The organism is Halorientalis regularis, assembly GCF_023698535.1.
Taxonomy (GTDB): domain Archaea; phylum Halobacteriota; class Halobacteria; order Halobacteriales; family Haloarculaceae; genus Halorientalis; species Halorientalis regularis.
The window spans coordinates 109,793-127,494 of sequence record NZ_JALJCL010000006.1 but is presented as its reverse complement, the minus strand read 5'-3'; the positions used below and the strand labels follow the sequence as shown (position 1 = coordinate 127,494).

Below are 17,702 nucleotides of genomic sequence, written 5' to 3'. Positions count from 1 at the left end.
TCGTTCCGCCCAGCTGGCTGCGAAATAATGTCGGGCCGTAATCCGGAGTTACGGCGTCAAATCGAAGTTTAAAATTTATAGGCGGATCTGAGGCGGTCGTGAAAGGTCCGGATGCTGCCGATAGTCGAGTGAAATGAGCCGAAACGGGTCGAAGGCTCGACCGGTTATAAGGGGTCGGCTGTTCAAGAAGGGAGTAGAACGACACGATGGCATCGTCAAGTCCCTCCAGTAACGAACGGCAACTGTTCCCGCCAGTGAGCGACGTCCGCCCTGCACTGGCGCAGTACGGGACCGGTCTGAAAGCCGGTGTAACCGGTCTCGCCTTCTGGTCCGCAATCGTCCTGCCTTTCCTCTACCTCCCGCTGCTGGCCTACGGTCTCCGGAGCAGCTCCATCGTTGGAGCGTTCGTCGGCCTGCTCGCCCTGAACGTGGTCGCGGCGGTCATCGGCCACCGCTACCACGACTAACTCTCACTCCCCGCTTCCGACTCGCTCGTCGCGTAGCGCCCGCAGTACGTCCTGGCGAGCGATGATACCGACGACGCGGCCGTCGCCGGACTGTGTCCGGCTGCCAGCGGCGCTTCGCGCCTCGCTGTCCTCGACGACCGGCAAGCGGTTGATGTCCCGGTCGCGGTCGGCCAGGAGGTCCAGCACGCGGTCGACGTCGTCGTCGGGGGCGACCGTCACTACGTCGGCCGTCATCACGTCGCTGATCGACTTCCCGGAGTTGCGGACCATGTCCAGTCCCACGTCGAAGTTGTCCCACGAGAGGTCGATCCCGTAGGTCAGACTCTCCAGGAACGGGGGGAAACCGACGGGGATCCACAGCGTCCGGTCGGAGGGCTGGAACAGGTCGACCAGGTCACCCTGCGTGACGATGCCGACGAGTTCGTCGCCGTCGGTGACCGGGTAGCCGTTGAACCGCGCCTGAGCCAGTTTCGTGAGCACCTCGGCCACGTCGTCGTCGGGGGCGACCGTCACTACGTCGGTCGTCATGATGTCGCGAGCGGTGGGCATATCCCGGGGGACGGCCGGCCCGGCCGTAGGCCTTCCGATGGGCGACCCCGCCCGCGGGCGTCCAGTCGTTTCCCTCGAAAGGCCCATATATTTAAATTGTCCCGTGTCTATAGTGGAGACATGGCCGCTTACGGCCGGCCGTCCCTTCGGGACCTGTTCGACGAGTCGCCGACGCCACACATTGCACACCCCCCTCGCACCCACCACCGGGACTTCTATCTCGCCACAGACGGTTCCTACAGAGGCCGGAGTGGCGCGGTCGGGGGCGGGGACGACCCCGACGGCGGTCTCGGCGTGGTCATCGAGACACGCGACGGGGAGCGTGTGGCGCGGCTTTCGGTCGTGGACAGCGCACCCGACAACAACGTTGCCGAGTACCGCGCACTCCACCTGGGGCTGGACGTCCTCGCGGCGCGAGCGCCCGACGACGCTCGCATCGGCGTCCTGATCGACCACGACGATCTGGCGGGTAACGTCAACCAGGCCGTCCTCGATTCCCGTGGCGCGGACTGGAACCCCGCCGTCTCCGTCCCGCGGGCGACGAACTACCACTGGCGGGGCATCCGCGCCCGGATCAACGGATTCGACGAGATTCGCGCGGCTCGAATCTCCAGTGACGTGAACCCGGCCCACCCGCTGGCGAACGCGCCGGACCAGTACGCACACGTCAATCACGAACCCGACCGGTGTGTGATTCCGGAGGACCCGACCGAGGAACAGGTCCCACCGCCCTCGCGGTCGGACCGTGGTGCCAGCGACTGATACTGTCGGACAGCACATTTTGCATCCGACGTGTATCACTGTCGACGGAACTGACGGTGTTCCTGCCGCTCCCGAAAACCGACGGTTCCGAACTGCTATCCGGCAGTATAGCCGGAAAGATTTAACACGCTGGGCGTTGCCACGATGGGGCAATGGGGAGTGATGGGGGGTTCTGGGAGCCAGCAGCGTCAGTCGCACATGCAGGGGTGTTGACACTCGCGCTGACGATCTACGTCGTCGTCGAGCTATGGGGCGGTCCGTTTCCGGACGGCCCTGTCGCGCTGTCCCTGGCCAGTCTCGTCGTCGGGGTCACCGTCGGTGCGACCTACGCCTACTTCGACACCGCACTGCTGGCCACGGATCCCCTCGACGAGTACGTCTTCCTGGTGACGTTGCTGGCCGTGGGGCTGGCCGTCGCCAGGTTCCTCTCGCCCGTCGGCGTCCCTGGAGCCGTCTCGGTCGTCGTCCTCGCCTTTCTCTGGTCGGGTGTGATCGCCGAGTTCTACTTCGAGACCGAGAAGCGGCTGGCGTCGCTGGGACCGGAGTGAGTGCCGGATCAATTCACGGCGATGCTGTGTCCAGCGTCCGCGCGCCCCCGGCGCGCCGGTCACCGTCAGAGCGACGCTCTGACGAGCACCCCCTCGTTCCCTGCGGTCACTCGCCGGTATCCCGGGACTCGCACGGAGCGCGAGTCCCATCTTTTTCCTCCACGTTTTTGCCGCGAGTGGTTCGGAGCGACGCGACGAACCCGAGCGGCAAAACGGTGACTAGTGGTCGTTTTGCTGGGCGTCGACGACGGCGACGCTCGCCAGGTTCACGATGTCTTTGACCTCGTCGCCGCGCTGGAGGACGTGGACGGGCTTGTCCATGCCGACGAGCATCGGGCCGATGGCCTCCGCGCCGCCGAGGCGCTGAAGCAGTTTGTAGCCGATGTTCCCGGCTTCGAGGTTGGGGAAGACGAGGATGTTCGCGGGTTCGTCGAGGTCGGAGAACTCGTAGGTGCCGTTGAGGATGTCCTCGACGACGGCGGTGTCGGCCTGCATCTCCCCGTCGACGGGGAAGTCGACCTGCGGGTCGTCACGCAGGAGATCGGCGGCCGTTCGCGGTTTGCGCGTGCCCTCGTTGTCGACGCTGCCGAAGTTCGAGTACGACAGCATGGCCGCGCGGGGTTCGATGTTGAACCGACGGGCCAGCTCGGCCGTGTGGCAGGTCACCTCCGAGAGGACCTCGGCGTCGGGGCTCTGGTTGACGGTGGTGTCGACACAGAACACGACGCGGTTCTTGAACGTGAGCATGTAGACGCCCGCCGCGTAGTTGGCGTCCTCGGCGGTGCCGACGACCTGGAGCGGGGGCTTCAGAGCGGATGGGTAGTTGTGCATCAACCCGGTCAGCATGGCGTCGGCGTCGCCCATTTCGACCATGACGCTCCCGAGGTAGTTGCCGTCCTGGACGAGTTCGCCGGCCTCGCGGCGGGTGATCCCCTTGCGCTTGCGGAGGTCGTACAGCCGCTCGGCGTAGGGTTCGAGACTTCCCTCGCCGGGGTCGACGATCTCGGGGTCGAAATCCAGCGCCAGCGTCTCCATGATCGCCCAGATGCGCTCGCGGTCGCCGATCAGGATGGGTTTGGCGATGCCCTGGTCGTCCATCTGGTAGGCCGCGCGGATCATCTTCTCGTCGTCGCCCTCCGCGAGGACGACCCGCTTTGGCTCGTTTTTCGCCTTGTTCAGGACGACCCGCATCATCTCGCGGGATTTGCCGAGGCGGGCCTCCAGTTGCTCGACGTACTCTTCGTGTTCGATCTCGACGCGAGCGGCCCCGCTGTCCATGGCGGCCTCGGCGACGGCCGGTGCGACCTCGAACAGGACGCGGGGGTCCAGCGGTTTCGGGATGACGTACTCCGGGCCGTACTGGAGCGGTTGGTCGCCGTAGGCCTTGACGACGGCGTCGGGCACGTCCTGGCGGGCCAGCTCGGCCAGCGCCTCGGCGGCGGCGCGTTTCATCTCCTCGTTGATCTCGGTGGCGCGAACGTCGAGTGCACCCCGGAAGATGAACGGGAACCCGAGGACGTTGTTGACCTGGTTCGGGTAGTCCGAGCGACCCGTGGCCATGATGACGGTGTCGTCGCGGGCCTGTTTGGCGTCCTCGTACCCGATCTCGGGGTCGGGGTTGGCCATCGCGAAGATGATCGGGTCCGACCCCATCGACTGGACCATCTCCTGGTCGACGATGCCCCCGACCGAGAGGCCGACGAACACGTCGGCGTCGACCATCGCGTCCGCGAGGTCGCCCTCGGGCACGTCGCGGGCGAACTCCTTTTTGAAGTCGTTGACGTCGTCGTTCTCGGCGCGGGCCTCGGTGATGATCCCCGAGGAGTCACACATGGTGATGTTCTCGCGTTCCGCACCCAACGAGACGTAGAAGCGGGCGGTCGCGATGGCGCTCGCGCCGGCTCCGGAGAAGACGATGTCCAGTTCCGAGAGGTCCTTGCCGGCGATGTCGGCGGCGTTGAGCAGGGCCGCCCCGGAGATGATGGCGGTGCCGTGCTGGTCGTCGTGGAAGATGGGGATGTCCATCTCCTCTCGCAACCGGCCCTCGACCTCGAAACACTCGGGCGCTTTGATGTCTTCGAGGTTGATCCCGCCGAAGGTCGGCTCCATCGAACTGATCGAGCGGATCATCTCCTCGGTGTCGGCGTCCTCGAGTTCGATGTCGAACACGTCGATGTCGGCGAATCGCTTGAACAGCACGCCCTTGCCCTCCATCACGGGCTTGGAGGCCTGTGCACCGATATCGCCCAGTCCGAGGACCGCGGTCCCGTCGGAGACGACGCCGACGAGGTTCCCCTTCGCGGTGTAGCTGTACGCGTCGTTGGGGTTGTCCCGGATCGCACGGCAGGGGGCGGCGACGCCCGGCGAGTAGGCGAGGCTCAGATCACGCTGGGTGTTGGTTGGCTTCGTCGTCGAGATCTCGATCTTCCCCGGGGGGTCCTCCCGGTGATAGTCGAGCGAATCCTCGTCTAGTCCCATGCACTATGGGGACCTTGCCAGCGTAAAAAGGTAACCGAAAATAATGTTCGACGTTCGTCGATCCCATCTCCCGGGAACGAAAGGCCGAACATAAGTAGACGCGAACCTGAGAGGCGAGTATGCGACTGGGCTTTCGCCACCTCGCCGCGGCGACGACCGGGATGACGTTCTCGCTCATCCTGCTCGGCGTCTACACCGGTGCCATCGGTGCGGGACTGTCCTGCGGCGCACGCTGGCCGCTCTGTAACGGGGCCGTGTTCGGCCTGTTCCCGGCCAACTGGCCGAGTTTCGTCGAGTGGTTCCACCGCTTCGTCGCGATGGTCACCGGCTTCATGATCATGGGGACGACCTACGCCGCCTGGAAACGTCAACCACGGACCGACATCCGCTGGGCCTCGACCGTCGCGCTGGCCGTCCTGCCCGTGCAGGTCCTGCTCGGCGCGAACACCATCTGGTTCTACGGACCCGTCGCGCAGGTCCTCCACCACACCGCCGCGCTGACCATCTTCGCGGCCATGACCGCGACGACCGCCTGGGCGTTCCAGGGGGTCGCCACCACGGCCGACACCGCGAGCGACGCGGACGCCGATGCCAGCGCCGAGGGCTCCTCGGGGCCAGTCCGGCTCTGAGGTCACCCCTTTTCGCCGCCGCTACATAAACTCGCCCAGCCCCGACTGCTGATCGTCCGCGCTCGCGTCTTCTTCGGCCGACTCCGCCTCGCCGGTGTCGTCGTCGCTCTCGTCGGCCCCGGCGCTCGCGGTGAGCGTCGCCTGGCCGTCGCCGTCGTCGCTCTCGTCACCGCCATCACCGTCGCCGTCAGCGGCGTCCTCGCTCGCCTCCTCCTCGTCGGTGCCGCCAGCGCGACCGCCCTCGAACGCACCGCCGGAGTGTTCGACGGCGGCTTCCTCCCGTAGCTGCTCGGCGTCCGCGACGATGTCCTGGACCTTGTTCGTGTCCTCGCCCGACCCGGTGACGAAGGCGACGTGCTCGGCGTCCAGATCGTAGCGGGCGGTCATCGCCACGGTGAGTTCGCGGTTCTTGCAGTGGTGGGTCATCGCCGCCAGGTGTGGGATGACCTCCCGGCGGGCGGTGGCCATGCTCACCCCCAGATTCTCGGCGATCTTGCGGGCCACGTAGTCGCGTTTCTCCCGTGTTCCCCGCGAGCGGCCGAGTTTCGACCAGTAACTCGGCGGGCCGTAGCGGGTCCAGCCCCCCTTCTCGCCGTCGCGGGCGGCGGCGACGCCGGCGGTCATGTTGTCGCCGGCGTACCGCCAGTAGGAGTAGTTCTGGGTCGCCCGCACGCGCCCGAGCCAGCGGTCGGCGTTGGCGAGAAAGTCGTAGGCCCGCGCCAGTTCCCTGCCCTCGTAGTCTTTGGGCATGTTGTCTTCGATCCAGTTGATGAGGTCGTCGGGCGTCTCGTCCACATCGTAGGACGCTTTCAGCGCCTCTTCGGCGTCGGCCGTCTTGATGACGGTGTCGAGGTAGTCGAAGACGCCGTTGGTCCGGTCGCGTTCGCCGGTCACCACGTCCTCGGCCCGGAGTTCCGCCCGGCCCTGGGCGAGCGCCTGCAGGTCGTTGATCGCGCCCCGGAGGTCGCCGCTGTTGGACTCGGCGATGGCTTCCAGGGCCTCGTCCTCGAACTCGATATCCTCCTGGCGGCACACGTCCCGGAGAACAGGGACGATGGATCGCGCCGAGATGTCGCGGAACTCGATCTCTCGGCAGGCGTTCCGGAGAGTGTTGGACATCTCGTAGAAGTCGTTGGCGATGAGGACCACGGGCTGGCCGGCCTCCTTGACGATAGACGTGACTGCCTTCGAGCCACCACGGTCGACGTTGCCGTGGAAGTTGTCGGCTTCGTCGACGATGATGAGCTGTTTGCCGGTCCCGCCCAGCGTCGTGTTCTTGGCGGCGCGGCCGGCCAGACGTTCGATGTCGTCTTTGGTCCGGGAGTCGCTGGCGTTGAGTTCGACGACCTCCCAGCCCATGTCGTTGGCCAGCGCGTGGGCCGCGGAGGTCTTCCCAATCCCGGGGCTGCCGTGCAGGATGGCCGCCTCCCCGTGCTCGTCCCAGGTCCGCCCCCACTCCTTCAGGGCGTCGCGGGCCTTGTCGTTGCCCCGGACCTCCGAGAGGGTCGACGGGCGGTATTTCTCCGTCCAGTCACTCATTGTCGGGAGGACGAACGGACCGCGTTTAGGGGTTGCGGAGCGGGTGGCTTTCGGATTTGCACGCACTGTCGTCTCCGGGTCTGAATCCGGCCAGCGAACGCGACACGCGGCAAAAAGGTGGTGCCACAAGGTACTTTCCCTGGACCGACGAGGTGAAAGATATGAGCACTGATCGGTTCGGTGGGTTGCCGCTGGGAACGGGAGCGATAGCTGGCGCGGGCGCGTACCTGCTGGGGTACGCCTTCACGTACCTGCTGGTCGGGAGCGAGGTTCGCGAATCGGCCCTGAATCAAGTCTTCCAGGCGTTCGGTGGACAGGACCTGACATATCAGGCCGTCGGGTGGGTGTTCTACAACGCTCACTTCGTCTCGACGGTCGTGGACGTGCCCATCTTCGGCGAGACCGTCGACTTGATCTCCCGGTCAGAGACGATCTCTCCGGTTCTGTATCTGCTCCCGGTCCTCCTGCTGTTCGGTGCGGGCCTGGCCGTGGGTCGTCGCCGGAACGTCTCGGCCGACGCGGCCGAGGCGGCGAAGGCGGGCGCGACGGTCGTCGCCGGGTATCTCCCGCTGGCGGCGGTCGGTGCGTTCCTCGTTCAGGTTCAGGGTGATGCCGGTTCGGTCGGGCCGGACCCCCTGCTGGCGATTCTCGTCGCAGGGCTGGTGTATCCGCTCGTGCTGGGCGCACTCGGGAGCGTCGTCGCCGGCCAGACGAACTAGTTCTGCCGTGCCCGGGCCCACAGGACGACGGGGCTGGTGAGCACGAGGAGGAGTTGCCAGCCCGACTGGGCGACGGGGAACACGCGGTCGACGGTTTCGGGCTCTCTTCCGGCGGTCGGGTCGACGCCGCTGTTGACGTGGTAGCTGTCCGTCGTGCCAAGTGCCTGCGTTCCAGTTCCGTCGCTGACGGGATCGGTACCGATTTCGACGAACGTCTGGACCAGTCCCCGCTGGGTGGAGTACTCGAGGGTCCCATCGACGGAGTAGAACTGATCGTGCAGTGGATAGAACGGGTTCGCACCCCACGTGGTGAACAGGTCGAGCCCGACCGCCGCAAACGTGAACGCGAGCAGCGACACCCAGGCGACGCGCGGTGCCCGCCCGCCGAATCGGTCGGTGAGCCACGGCCGGTCGCGGCGCAGGTCGGAGTATAGCAGGCCACCGGCGACGACGGGGATGAGGAGCGTGTGAAAGGCCGCGCGGTGCGCGCCCGGGACCGCCAACCCGACGAACACGTCCAGGTCGGCGAATATCACGACCGCGAACACGACCGTGAGACTTCGGCGGGAGAAGGCGTCACCGAGCACGGCGGCGGCGAGGATGCCCGCGAAGGCGAGATGCACCACCGTCGATGGCATAGTGGTGTCCAGGGAACGTCCGGGCAAATCCCTTCCGGTGACCTCTCTGCTGTGCCGATACGTTAAAGTCCTCGAGTGCGTCCACTGGCGACATGGGACGTGGGCCACGCCGTGAACTCGCCGAGAAGATCGCCGGCGAGATCACGCTCAGCGACGACCCGGGGGCGACCCTCCGGAAGTGGCGGACCGACTTCGACGTGTCCCAGACCGAACTGGCCGACACGCTGGAGGTCTCCTCCTCCGTAATCTCCGACTACGAGAGCGGTCGCCGACAGAGCCCCGGCATCGGCGTCGTCGACCGCATCGTCGGCGCCTTGCTGGACATCGACGAGGCCCGCGGCGGCGGGCGCATCCGCCAGCACGCGCGGGTACTCTCGGCGGGATTCGACAGCGAGATCGTCCACGACCTCCGGGAGTACCCGGCGACGATCCCGATAGACCGGTACTACGACGCCATCGGCGCGACGGAACTGGTCGAGGGCGCACAGACGACCGTCGCTGGCCACACCGTCATCGACAGCATCGAGGCGATCACCCGACTCTCCAGCGAGGAGTTCTACCGGCTCTACGGGCAGTCCACGAACCGGGCGCTGGTCTTCACGAACGTCACGCGCGGGGAGTCACCGCTGGTCGCGATGCGCGTCGTCACGCCGACGCCCAACGCCATCGTCCTCCACGGACTGGACGAAGATAGCCTCTGGGAGCACGCGCCGCGACTGGCCCGCATCGACGGCTTCTCGCTGGCCGTGACGACCACTGACCTGCCGACGATGCTCGACGGGATGCGCGAGTTGCCCTGAGAGTGGGTTCGAGGACAGCCTATCTGCCGCTCCGGTCGACCCAGGCAGCGATGTCGGTCACCACGGACTCGGCAACGTTGTCGTGGAAACTGTACTCGGCACCCAGCGACGGCTCGGTACCGGACTGGAAGAGATGCGAAAGGTCCGGATACAGAAACGTACTCGTGTTCGCGGCGTCGCCGAGGTTGGACCGCCACTGTGCGAAGTCGTCTTCCTCGGTGACCTGATAATCGCGCCCGCCTTGGAAGAACGCCAGTGGCGTCTCGACGCGCTTTGCTGTCGCGACCTGGTCGTAAGCGAGCAGACTCGACCACCACGACCCCGGGAGACCCATGACTCGTTCGTCCGGGGCGACGCCGCCGTTCTCGATCCGAACGAGTGCCTCGTCGAGGGCCGCGATCTTCTCCTTCTCCGCCTCGCTGAGCTCCCCGGTAATCGAGAGGAGGTATCGTCGCTGATCACGCACGACCGCAGTTATCGGCCGGGCGTTTGCGGCTAACATCGCCCCGCCTGCGAGGGCCGTCCGCTCGGCGATCCGCGGCGTGCAGGTGGCCCCGAGGCTGTGGCCGACGACGTATCGTCGGTCCGGGTCGATCTCATCCTGTGCGCCGAGCAGGTCAACCGCCCGAACGGCGTCCTCGACGACGATGTTGTCGATATCCCGGTCGCCAGGTGGGACGTCGCAGGCCGCCGTCCGCTTCTCGTAGCGCAGGACCGCTACACCACGAGTAGCAAGTCCCCACGCCAGGTCTCTGAACGGCTTGTTTGGACCGATCGTCTCGTCACGGCCGTGCGCCCCACTGCCGTGAACGAGGACGACCCCGGGAACCGTCCTGCCATCAGCATCCGCACGTCCGCCCGCGCTTCCAGCGACCCCTCCGGGAACGCTGAGCGTCCCGGGGAGTGAGCACCCGGTCCCCTCGACGGTGACCGTGCGTTCCGTGAACGCCGACTCGTCCGCGTAGGCCGGCGGACTGTACTCCGCCGGGAACCGAACCGTGTCGATATCTCCCACGTCATCGAACGTACATCGCACGGACTGGTCTGCTTCGTCACAGCGAGCGGTCACGATGGCCACTGGACGCCCCGTCTCCGTCGTACGCTTGGCGCCTACAACCTCTCGGAAAGCGCCGTGTTGTGCGGTGAGTCCGAGCCAGAGTCGCTCGAGCGTGCTCGCCGACAACCGAGTCGCGGCGTCCGTGGTGAGTCGCTCGCGTGCTCGCCCGTATGCGCCATCGCTGAGGTCACTGACGAACGCCTGCGCTGTGGCGGCGTCTGTTGGGGTCGGACTCGCCGTCTCGGTGGGTGATTCGGTCGGAGTCACTCCGGCGGTCGGCGCGTTGTCCGTCGACTCGTTACACCCCGCGAAACTGCTGGCGAGGACGATACTCGCGAGACTGCCGAGGAAGGTCCGCCTGTCGGGGGACGTCATCGTCTATACTGTATGCACCCGGGAAGATGCATCAATACCGGTAGAGTGTTTCGTACCCTGAAACACTGCCGCGACTGGCTGTGAGTGACCGATACTGGTGGCCGTGTGAGACCGGTTCACCGGAGCCGTAGTGAGGTCAGCGAGCGACGACAGAGCCAGCGGATACACCGGACAGCGGCGGGATCAGAGATAGCGCTCCGACTTCGGTCGATGGTAAGCCGACCCGGACACTCCCAGTCGTTCCGCGACGAACTGCCCCACCGATCGTGCAAGTCAGCAACGAGCCGCGGTCTCCCGAGCGAGAGTCCCAGCGACAAATCACAGACCGCTTTGCGACGCGACCAACTGTTTCTGGACATCGGTCGGGCGAGAGTCCATCAGACGACATACAATACGATAAATCCCGCAATTACTGTGACAGCGGTCCAGATGACGTATCGTTTTATCTGCTCTTCCTGTTTGGTGCTGAATTCGTCTCTCGACATAATCCGGTGTCTCTCGCGGGCGAGTGGCAACCTTCCTCGTCACTGCGTGCTCTGCGACAGTGCCCTCTAGATTAAACGAAGGGATATCGCTCGGTGACTTCACAGCGGATACAGCGCGGATGCCCACGGCTTTAGCCGTGGGAGGAAGCGCGTACGCTCCGTGCAACGATCCACACGCTCTCTCGCACGCTGATCTCGGTGGCGGCTGTACAGATTGGGGTGGGTGATGCCCACCGCTGGACGGAAACGGGTGTGTTAGCAGAGGTTCTGCTGATAGTACCCCGACCCGGCCAGCCCGTCGTTCAGTTCCTCCTTGGCGGCGTCCGAGAGGAACGCCTCGTCGGCGTCGACCGTCGGGGAGAGCCAGCCCTCGCTGGTGTGGGTGCCGCCGTCGACTTCGCCGACGACGTTGTGGAGGAGTTCGTGGGTGATGACGTGGACGCGGAAGGGAACGTCGCCGTCGTAGGCGCGGCGTTCGTCGTCCACGACGCTACCGAAGCCGGGCGCGCTGGCGAAGCCGACCTGACTGCCACCGCGGACCTCGCCGACGACGACCTGGTGGTAGTGACAGCGCCGTGGGCCGAGGTTCTGGGCGGTGTAGTACTGGTGGACGTCTTCGACGCGCTCGCCGGAGACGGACACCTCGGCGCCGATGGCGCCGCCGTACCCGTCGTCGCGTTCGTCGTCGATGTGGAGGGTGATGCCGGTCGAGCCGTCGGGGTTCTCGACGGGCATGTCCGCCCAGACCTGCTTGAGCGCCTGCCGTTCACGCTGGGAGAGCGGGTGGGTGTAACTGCCGTAGTCGAACTGGACGTACAGGTCCATGCGGTCTGGGTCGGCGTCGGGCAGTTCCGCACCGCCGGGTGTCTCGCCGGCTCGCTCCCAGCTATCCTTCAGCCGGTCCCCGTCGCCGTCGGGCCGGGGCCGGTCGTAGGCGCGCTCGTCGTCGCTCGCGCCCTCGGCACCGCCCTGGGCCGCAACGTCGCCGGAGAGAACGTCGTTCATGCGGTCGTTGGCGTTTTCGAGCGCGCTCTTGGGGTCGTCCCCGCTGGTGAAGTTGCCGGCGTTGCTGACGGCGCTGTTCTCGCCGAGGTCCCCGATCACGTACGGGAGCGCCCAGACCGAGCCGATGAGAAAGAGGATTGTGAAACAGAAGGCGAAGGCCGCTTTCCCGATGGGTGTGTTCGGCGTGACGAAGCGGATGATCCGCTTCGTCCGGGGGCCGGCCCGTCGGACCGCGGCGTAGCCGACCCTGGCGAACTCGTAGGCGACGACCACGGCGACGATCAGCGTCCCGAGAAAGATCGTCAGGATGAACGCCCAGTAAGGGAGCGTCTCGCTGGTCCAGCGGATCCCCTCGACGACGGCTCCGCCCGCCGGCGCGAGCAATCGTCCGACTCGCGTCGGGAACGCGATCAGCGCCGTGACCAGGCCGATGATCGCGCCCACGAACGCGCTCTCCGCTGGATGTGCCATACCCCGGAGTAGTCCCCCATCCGATTTGAATCCCTCGTTAATTTTATCGTTATCAATACTTTCGACTGGACGGCGAAATTTGATAGGATCGGCCGACACTGGCGCTGAATTGACAAATTGGGCGTATCAGGTTCGAAAATACCAGTTCGTAGCGGCTTGCTCACTCCGTTCGCGTCCGGTCCACCGAAATCACTCCACGTAGCGATACTTCCGCTCGCCCATGCGGCCCCACCCGTCGAAGACGAACTCTTCTTCGGGCGTCGTGAACTCCTCAGCGTCGGCCTGGGTGTCCGTGTCGTGGTTGTGTACGTCGTGGATGTGTTCGTACTCCTCGAAGGAGATGGAGTACCGCGATTCGAGCTGTTCGTCGACGTCCAGCTCGGCGATCTCCGCTTCCCAGCCGGGCTGGACGGTCTCGGCGTGGATCTCCGCCTGTGCACCACTGCCGTAGGAGCCGACGAGCAGACGCTTGCCGGTCAGGTCCTCGCCAGCCTCCAGCGCCTGCTTGAGACTGCTGATCCGGGCGACGTGGACCGAGCCGGTGTACCAGTTCCCGACCTGGCGGGAGATCGTGAGCGTGGGTTCGATCACGTCGTCGTACCACTCGGCGTAGGTCTCGGTTTCTTTGAGCTTGTCCGTGTACTCGCTGATGGCGTCCCGGAACGCGTCCTCGTCGTCGAACGCTTCGGGCCGGGGCTGGCGACCGATCTCCGCGGCCAGTGCCTCCTCGATGCCCGTGTTCCGGGTCATGTGCCGGAAGCCCAGCAGTGCGGCCTTCTGGACCATGCCCGGGAACGGCGTGTGGAACGGGACCAGCTGGAAGTCCTCTGGTTCGATCTCACCCCACACCGACTCGAAGTCCTCGACGGCTTCGCGCATCCGTGCGAGGTACACCTGCACCGACCGCTTCCCGTCGACCGAGGGGAACTGCTGGTTCGGCTTCAGGAAGTCCGTCTCGTCGGCGCTGCCAAAGCCCTGCTCGGGCGACAGTTCCACCAGATCCGGGTCCTCGCCGATCAACAGCGCCACCGCGCCCGCGCCCTGGGTCGCCTCGCCGGGGTCGCCACGGGCGTACAGCGCCGTGTCCGTCGCGACGACGATGGCCTTCCGGCCGCGGTGTCGGCCCGCGCGAATCCAGTTGTACGCGTCGTCGATACTCTGGGTGCCCGCGACGCACGCGAACTTCCGTTCGCCCTTGTTCGCGTGGTGGAAGTCACCGTCGTACACCTGCTCCAGACAGCCCGCGATGTACGTCGAGACTGGTTTGGAGTTGTCGAACGCGCTCTCGGTCGCCACGTCGATCCGGCCGACGTCGTCGGGTTCGAGCCCCTTCCGCTCCATCAGCCGGTGGGCCGCGTTGGCCCCCATCGTCACGATATCCTCGTAGGCGTCCGGGAACGAACTGGCGTGCAGGCCCAGTCCCTTCGTGTACTTCTCCGGCGACTCGCCCTTCGCGGGCGCGAACGTCTCCGCCAGGTCCAGTTCTAACTTCCCCGTCCTGATCTCCACGGCGTCGATGCCGACCGCTGTCATACCTACATCTCGGTGAACGTGGTATAATATATTGTCGACTAAACTATCGACAGTTGTCGAAAATATCGATCACTACGGTGTATCGGCCGGTTCCCACTGGATCTCGAAATCGACGAAGGCGTCGTCTTCGAGCTGGGAGTACTCTTCGCCACCGCTCGGAATGGCCCGTGGCCAGTCAGTATTGTTGACGACGATCTGGTACTCGCCGGGCGGGACGGTCACCGTCTTGTTGGCCACGTTCGTCGTGTGGAAAGTACTCACTTCGCCCAGGTGACGCGCGCGGTGCCCGCGCTGAAACGCGCCGAACTCCTCGGGGCTGAACACGAGAACGTCGACCGGTGGACCGCGCCGAACGATCATATCGTAGGTGAGAATTGCGGTCGTTTCGGGTGTCACCGCGAAGTTCTCGTAGGTGTCCTCGTTGAGCATGAACTCTCCGCCAGTCGTCCGGGATCGACGCTGTCGGTCGCCGACGGTGAACCGCGCTTCCGGTCCCCCCTCGGCCGTCGTCTCAGTCTCGGCCTCGGACTGGACAGCGGTGTCGGTCGCTCGATCGACTGTGGTCGTCGGCTGCGGTTCCGCCTTGGGGGCCCCTGCCTCCCGTTCGGTCGTTCCGTCGTCTCGGGACGACTGCTCGCTGACACAGCCGGCGGAGAGTACAGACAGAACGGCCAGCCCGAACCGGCGACGCGACAACCCTCTCATAGGTCAGCATTCGGACCCAGCGCAAAGATGCTTTCGGGCGTATCGGGCCGAGAGTGTCGTTTCCGAACGTATCCGCCAGTGAAATACGCGAAACATATTTCCTCGCGGCGGTCGACTCTCCCGGGAGAACACCTTCTCTATGACGACTGGCCTACCGCTGGACCGGCGCACGCGTACTCGCATCGATAGCCCCACAGATCCGTGCTCGACAGCATGAAGCGCGCGCTCGCCGCGTCGCTCCTCCTGCTCGCAGTCGCCGTGTCACTGCCGCTCGTCGTCGATGGACTGACGCCCGGCCCCGACCGTGACCGATCGGTGTCGTCCCCGACGTTGCCACCGGAGACGACGACAGTCTCGGAAGCGACCGCCGCCGCCGATCTAACGGCCGTCGAACCCACACCAGACCGTCCGCCGCAGGCCGCGGCAGTCGTGTCCGCGACCGAAGCCGACGACTCGATGGCGCTGAACGAAACACGGCTCGAACGAGCGCTGGCCGCTGCGATCAACGGCTACCGCGACAACCCGATCCGCAGCGACACCTTCGACGGGACGCTCGAAACGAACACCACGGTTGCACAGCGACTCTCCACGCTCGCGCGCAACCACAGCGCTCGGATGGCGCGTCTGCACCTCGCCGCGCCGACGGCTGGCGAGACGACGACGGCCGACCGCTACGCGGCGGCCGGCCTCGACTGTCGGATGCGCCACCAGTACGAGTCGTACCTGCGCCCGCTCTCGGACCTCGAACTCGTCACGAGCGTCGACCCCAACGGCGCGAACGCGACGGTGACGGCGAACGCCGTCGTCGAGCGCTGGTTCGCTGATCGAGCGTCGCGGGAGACCCTGACGATCCGGAACGCCGACCACGTCGGGACCGGGGTCGCGACGGCTGACGGGATCGTCTACGTCACCGTCGCGCTTTGCTGACGGTCAGGGGACGGCCTTCGTCGCCGTGTCCGCATCCCCGCTGTCGTCAGTCACGCGGAGGGAGACGCGATCTGCATCGATTTTGGTCTTTCCAGGTGTCTGCCCGGTCTCGTCGTCGAAGATTCCGTCATCGTCCAGGTCCCACTCGTAGGTCGCGATCGACCCGTCGGGATCGGACGACCCGCTCCCGTCGATGTTGTACTGGTTGTTCCCGCTCGCAGTGCTGATCTGGAACTCCGCGGTCGGCACCTGGTTGCCACCGGTTCCGCCCGGCCGAATGGTGAACGTCGAGGTTTCGGCCTGGCCGCCCGCCGTCGGCCGGTAGGTCACCGTGAGGGTGACGCTCCGCCCGTCCATGTCGAACTGATCGCCAGCCGAGTTCCGGAATTCGTACAGGTCGAACGTCGCGTCCGACCCGGCCGAGAGTACCGGGTTCCCGTTGCTCCAGTAGTAACTCCCGTCGTCGAGGTCGAACGAGACCGGGAGTTCGGCTTCTGCCGCTGTATCGACGTACCCGTCACTGTCCGCAGAGATGTAGAGCTCGCTCTCTGTTGCCGACGGTGGGGAGATTGGGTTCGCAACAGTATCGTCAAGTAACGAGATTTCATCGTCGACTGGATCGATCGTCACATCGGTAATCTCGATCTCCTCCCCGACCTCGTTGGTGACGGTAAAGCCCACACCGCCGGTAGTGGTCGGATCCTGTGTCGCGTCGTCGTTGTAGATCAGCCCGCTCTCCTCGGGGCCATTGGGGCCCGACGTACCGCCAGCCGTCACCTCGACGTTTAGAGACACGTCTTCGGGCGTCCCGTCGTCGAACGTTCCGTTGAGCTCGTCGATGCTGAAGTTGAGCTGGTTGCTCCCCGTTGAGTCCGGGGCCGCGTACTCGAACTGCACACGCCCGTCGTCGTCGGACTCGGCCTGTGGATCGACGGTCCCGTCGTTCCCGGGTGCGACTCCGCCCTCGACCGTCACGCCTTCGACCGGGTTGTTGTACTGATCGCGGACTTCGAGGACGACATCGGTCGTCGAGCCCGTCGTCGCACTCGGGTCGGCCGTCACAGCGGTCAGATACGCGTCGGATTCTTCGGTCGCCCCCACACCGACCCCGACTTTCGTCATGGTGAGGTCGTACTCGGCGGGTTCGAGGGTCAGTGTGATCTCGTAGAACCGATCAGAGAGCGGTGTACCACTGATGCCGCTGACGTACTTGTCGGGCGCAGAGCCGTCCGGATCGTACTCGGATTCGAGGAGTTGCTCCCACTGGGTGGCGGGCAGCCCCGACTGGAAGTTCAACTCGATCGGGTTGCTCCCGTCCTCGACGTCGATCGCGCCCCCGCCGGTGCTGATCGGGCGTACGTCGACCGCGGTGGCGTCGGCCGCCGTCCGACTGAGCGATCCGTTGACGGTCACGACCGACAGGTCGGTTCCGTCGATCAGGAGTTGGCTCGTTTTGGCTGCAGCGCCGTCGTCGAACCGGTTGTACAGAACCGTCTGCCCGTACACCGTCGTCGGCGCACTGTCGTAGAGGTTGTAATTGGGGTCGTAGACGATACTCCCCGTATTGTACGACCGTCGGTCGCCGTTCCAGAAGTCGTCGGTGTCACCGTCAGTGGCGACGGCGTTCGTGAGGTTGAACGCCACGCTCCGGTTCGTCGTCCCCACCGTCCGCAACGTCCCCGCCGGTGGCCCGGGATTGAGTGCGATCAGCCTGCTCGGGTACCGCGTGCCCAGCGTCACCGAGGCGGAGCGGCCGTTTTGATTCCCCGTCATCGACACGACCGCGTTTCGGAGGTCCTGCATGTCCCCCTGGACCTCCTGATTGTGTTTGAATTCGACCTCTCGGTTCTGGTCCGGGACGACGAACGCCTGGTAGGACGAGAACGCGATGATGAGGGTACCGAACAGGAGCACCGCTCCGATCTGGATCGCTTGGCCTCTCGTGTCGTCCCGGAGAGTCACGTCTTCGACCCTATAACCGCTGAGAGTAAAACTTGTGTGGCTGTTCCCGAGGC

The 17,702-nt window shown here is 65.6% G+C and carries 16 protein-coding genes; 7 read left to right on the top strand and 9 right to left on the bottom strand.

All coding sequences use genetic code 11. From position 1 onward, the window contains the following. Positions 1 to 206 precede the first annotated feature (206 nt). Positions 207 to 467, top strand: coding sequence for a DUF8028 family protein (locus MU521_RS09425; RefSeq protein ID WP_092691694.1), 261 nt, complete (start codon positions 207 to 209; stop codon positions 465 to 467). A gap of 3 nt (positions 468 to 470) precedes the next feature. Here the strand turns inward: MU521_RS09425 and MU521_RS09420 are convergent, their stop codons facing one another. Further along, positions 471 to 1,016 carry a CBS domain-containing protein gene (locus MU521_RS09420; protein ID WP_092691691.1) on the bottom strand — a complete coding sequence of 182 codons (546 nt, stop codon included), beginning with the start codon at positions 1,014 to 1,016 and terminating at the stop codon, positions 471 to 473. Positions 1,017 to 1,136: 120 nt separating this feature from the next. Between MU521_RS09420 and MU521_RS09415 the strand changes: the two genes are divergently transcribed. Further along, positions 1,137 to 1,778 carry a ribonuclease H family protein gene (locus MU521_RS09415; protein ID WP_092691690.1) on the top strand — a complete coding sequence of 214 codons (642 nt, stop codon included), beginning with the start codon at positions 1,137 to 1,139 and terminating at the stop codon, positions 1,776 to 1,778. 152 nt (positions 1,779 to 1,930) lie between these two features. Further along, entirely contained in the window at positions 1,931 to 2,326 is a 396-nt protein-coding gene (locus MU521_RS09410; protein WP_139171106.1) for a hypothetical protein, read from the top strand. Positions 2,327 to 2,545: 219 nt separating this feature from the next. Here the strand turns inward: MU521_RS09410 and MU521_RS09405 are convergent, their stop codons facing one another. Continuing rightward, positions 2,546 to 4,804: an NADP-dependent malic enzyme gene (locus tag MU521_RS09405; RefSeq protein ID WP_092691685.1), complete on the bottom strand. Its 2,259-nt coding sequence runs from the start codon at positions 4,802 to 4,804 to the stop codon at positions 2,546 to 2,548. A 119-nt stretch (positions 4,805 to 4,923) separates the two neighbouring features. On the opposite strand from MU521_RS09405, the gene MU521_RS09400 reads away from it, so the two are divergent. Next, positions 4,924 to 5,433: a COX15/CtaA family protein gene (locus MU521_RS09400; protein ID WP_092691683.1), complete on the top strand. Its 510-nt coding sequence runs from the start codon at positions 4,924 to 4,926 to the stop codon at positions 5,431 to 5,433. 21 nt (positions 5,434 to 5,454) lie between these two features. Here the strand turns inward: MU521_RS09400 and MU521_RS09395 are convergent, their stop codons facing one another. Next, positions 5,455 to 6,972, bottom strand: a complete 1,518-nt coding sequence (locus MU521_RS09395) for a replication factor C large subunit (RefSeq protein ID WP_092691680.1) — start codon at positions 6,970 to 6,972, stop codon at positions 5,455 to 5,457. Between the two features lie 161 nt (positions 6,973 to 7,133). Here MU521_RS09395 and MU521_RS09390 point away from each other — a divergent pair, with 161 nt between their 5' ends. Continuing rightward, positions 7,134 to 7,691, top strand: a complete 558-nt coding sequence (locus tag MU521_RS09390; protein ID WP_092691678.1) for a DUF7978 family protein — start codon at positions 7,134 to 7,136, stop codon at positions 7,689 to 7,691. Here MU521_RS09390 and MU521_RS09385 read toward each other — a convergent pair. Beyond that, positions 7,688 to 8,329, bottom strand: coding sequence for a metal-dependent hydrolase (locus tag MU521_RS09385; RefSeq protein ID WP_092691675.1), 642 nt, complete (start codon positions 8,327 to 8,329; stop codon positions 7,688 to 7,690). The genes MU521_RS09390 and MU521_RS09385 overlap by 4 nt on opposite strands. A gap of 92 nt (positions 8,330 to 8,421) precedes the next feature. Between MU521_RS09385 and MU521_RS09380 the strand changes: the two genes are divergently transcribed. Continuing rightward, positions 8,422 to 9,129, top strand: a complete 708-nt coding sequence (locus MU521_RS09380; RefSeq protein ID WP_092691673.1) for a helix-turn-helix domain-containing protein — start codon at positions 8,422 to 8,424, stop codon at positions 9,127 to 9,129. 19 nt (positions 9,130 to 9,148) lie between these two features. On the opposite strand, the gene MU521_RS09375 is transcribed toward MU521_RS09380, so the two are convergent. The 4 genes from MU521_RS09375 to MU521_RS09360 form a co-directional block, all read right to left on the bottom strand. After that, on the bottom strand, positions 9,149 to 10,561 hold the full coding sequence (locus MU521_RS09375; protein ID WP_092691670.1) for an alpha/beta hydrolase: 1,413 nt from the start codon (positions 10,559 to 10,561) through the stop codon (positions 9,149 to 9,151). 740 nt (positions 10,562 to 11,301) lie between these two features. Then, a complete protein-coding gene (locus MU521_RS09370) occupies positions 11,302 to 12,522 on the bottom strand; it encodes an MFS transporter (RefSeq protein WP_092691668.1) in 1,221 nt (406 codons plus the stop codon). Between the two features lie 189 nt (positions 12,523 to 12,711). After that, complete coding sequence (gene hmgB, locus MU521_RS09365; protein WP_092691665.1) at positions 12,712 to 14,055, bottom strand: hydroxymethylglutaryl-CoA synthase; 1,344 nt, start codon at positions 14,053 to 14,055, stop codon at positions 12,712 to 12,714. Between the two features lie 72 nt (positions 14,056 to 14,127). Continuing rightward, entirely contained in the window at positions 14,128 to 14,760 is a 633-nt protein-coding gene (locus tag MU521_RS09360; RefSeq protein ID WP_139171105.1) for a hypothetical protein, read from the bottom strand. Positions 14,761 to 14,961: 201 nt separating this feature from the next. Between MU521_RS09360 and MU521_RS21625 the strand changes: the two genes are divergently transcribed. Beyond that, positions 14,962 to 15,687 carry a CAP domain-containing protein gene (locus MU521_RS21625; RefSeq protein ID WP_139171104.1) on the top strand — a complete coding sequence of 242 codons (726 nt, stop codon included), beginning with the start codon at positions 14,962 to 14,964 and terminating at the stop codon, positions 15,685 to 15,687. A gap of 3 nt (positions 15,688 to 15,690) precedes the next feature. On the opposite strand, the gene MU521_RS21620 is transcribed toward MU521_RS21625, so the two are convergent. Next, a complete protein-coding gene (locus tag MU521_RS21620) occupies positions 15,691 to 17,649 on the bottom strand; it encodes a PKD domain-containing protein (RefSeq protein ID WP_092691658.1) in 1,959 nt (652 codons plus the stop codon). Between the last annotated feature and the right edge of the window lie 53 nt (positions 17,650 to 17,702).

What these genes read in the sequence shown, in the direction of transcription:
- MU521_RS09425 (WP_092691694.1), top strand. Translation starts at nt 207, where the DNA reads ATGGCATCGTCAAGTCCCTCCAGTAACGAACGGCAACTGTTCCCGCCA.
- MU521_RS09420 (WP_092691691.1), bottom strand. Translation starts at nt 1,016, where the DNA reads ATGCCCACCGCTCGCGACATCATGACGACCGACGTAGTGACGGTCGCC.
- MU521_RS09415 (WP_092691690.1), top strand. Translation starts at nt 1,137, where the DNA reads ATGGCCGCTTACGGCCGGCCGTCCCTTCGGGACCTGTTCGACGAGTCG.
- MU521_RS09410 (WP_139171106.1), top strand. Translation starts at nt 1,931, where the DNA reads ATGGGGAGTGATGGGGGGTTCTGGGAGCCAGCAGCGTCAGTCGCACAT.
- MU521_RS09405 (WP_092691685.1), bottom strand. Translation starts at nt 4,804, where the DNA reads ATGGGACTAGACGAGGATTCGCTCGACTATCACCGGGAGGACCCCCCG.
- MU521_RS09400 (WP_092691683.1), top strand. Translation starts at nt 4,924, where the DNA reads ATGCGACTGGGCTTTCGCCACCTCGCCGCGGCGACGACCGGGATGACG.
- MU521_RS09395 (WP_092691680.1), bottom strand. Translation starts at nt 6,972, where the DNA reads ATGAGTGACTGGACGGAGAAATACCGCCCGTCGACCCTCTCGGAGGTC.
- MU521_RS09390 (WP_092691678.1), top strand. Translation starts at nt 7,134, where the DNA reads ATGAGCACTGATCGGTTCGGTGGGTTGCCGCTGGGAACGGGAGCGATA.
- MU521_RS09385 (WP_092691675.1), bottom strand. Translation starts at nt 8,329, where the DNA reads ATGCCATCGACGGTGGTGCATCTCGCCTTCGCGGGCATCCTCGCCGCC.
- MU521_RS09380 (WP_092691673.1), top strand. Translation starts at nt 8,422, where the DNA reads ATGGGACGTGGGCCACGCCGTGAACTCGCCGAGAAGATCGCCGGCGAG.
- MU521_RS09375 (WP_092691670.1), bottom strand. Translation starts at nt 10,561, where the DNA reads ATGACGTCCCCCGACAGGCGGACCTTCCTCGGCAGTCTCGCGAGTATC.
- MU521_RS09370 (WP_092691668.1), bottom strand. Translation starts at nt 12,522, where the DNA reads ATGGCACATCCAGCGGAGAGCGCGTTCGTGGGCGCGATCATCGGCCTG.
- hmgB (WP_092691665.1), bottom strand. Translation starts at nt 14,055, where the DNA reads ATGACAGCGGTCGGCATCGACGCCGTGGAGATCAGGACGGGGAAGTTA.
- MU521_RS09360 (WP_139171105.1), bottom strand. Translation starts at nt 14,760, where the DNA reads ATGAGAGGGTTGTCGCGTCGCCGGTTCGGGCTGGCCGTTCTGTCTGTA.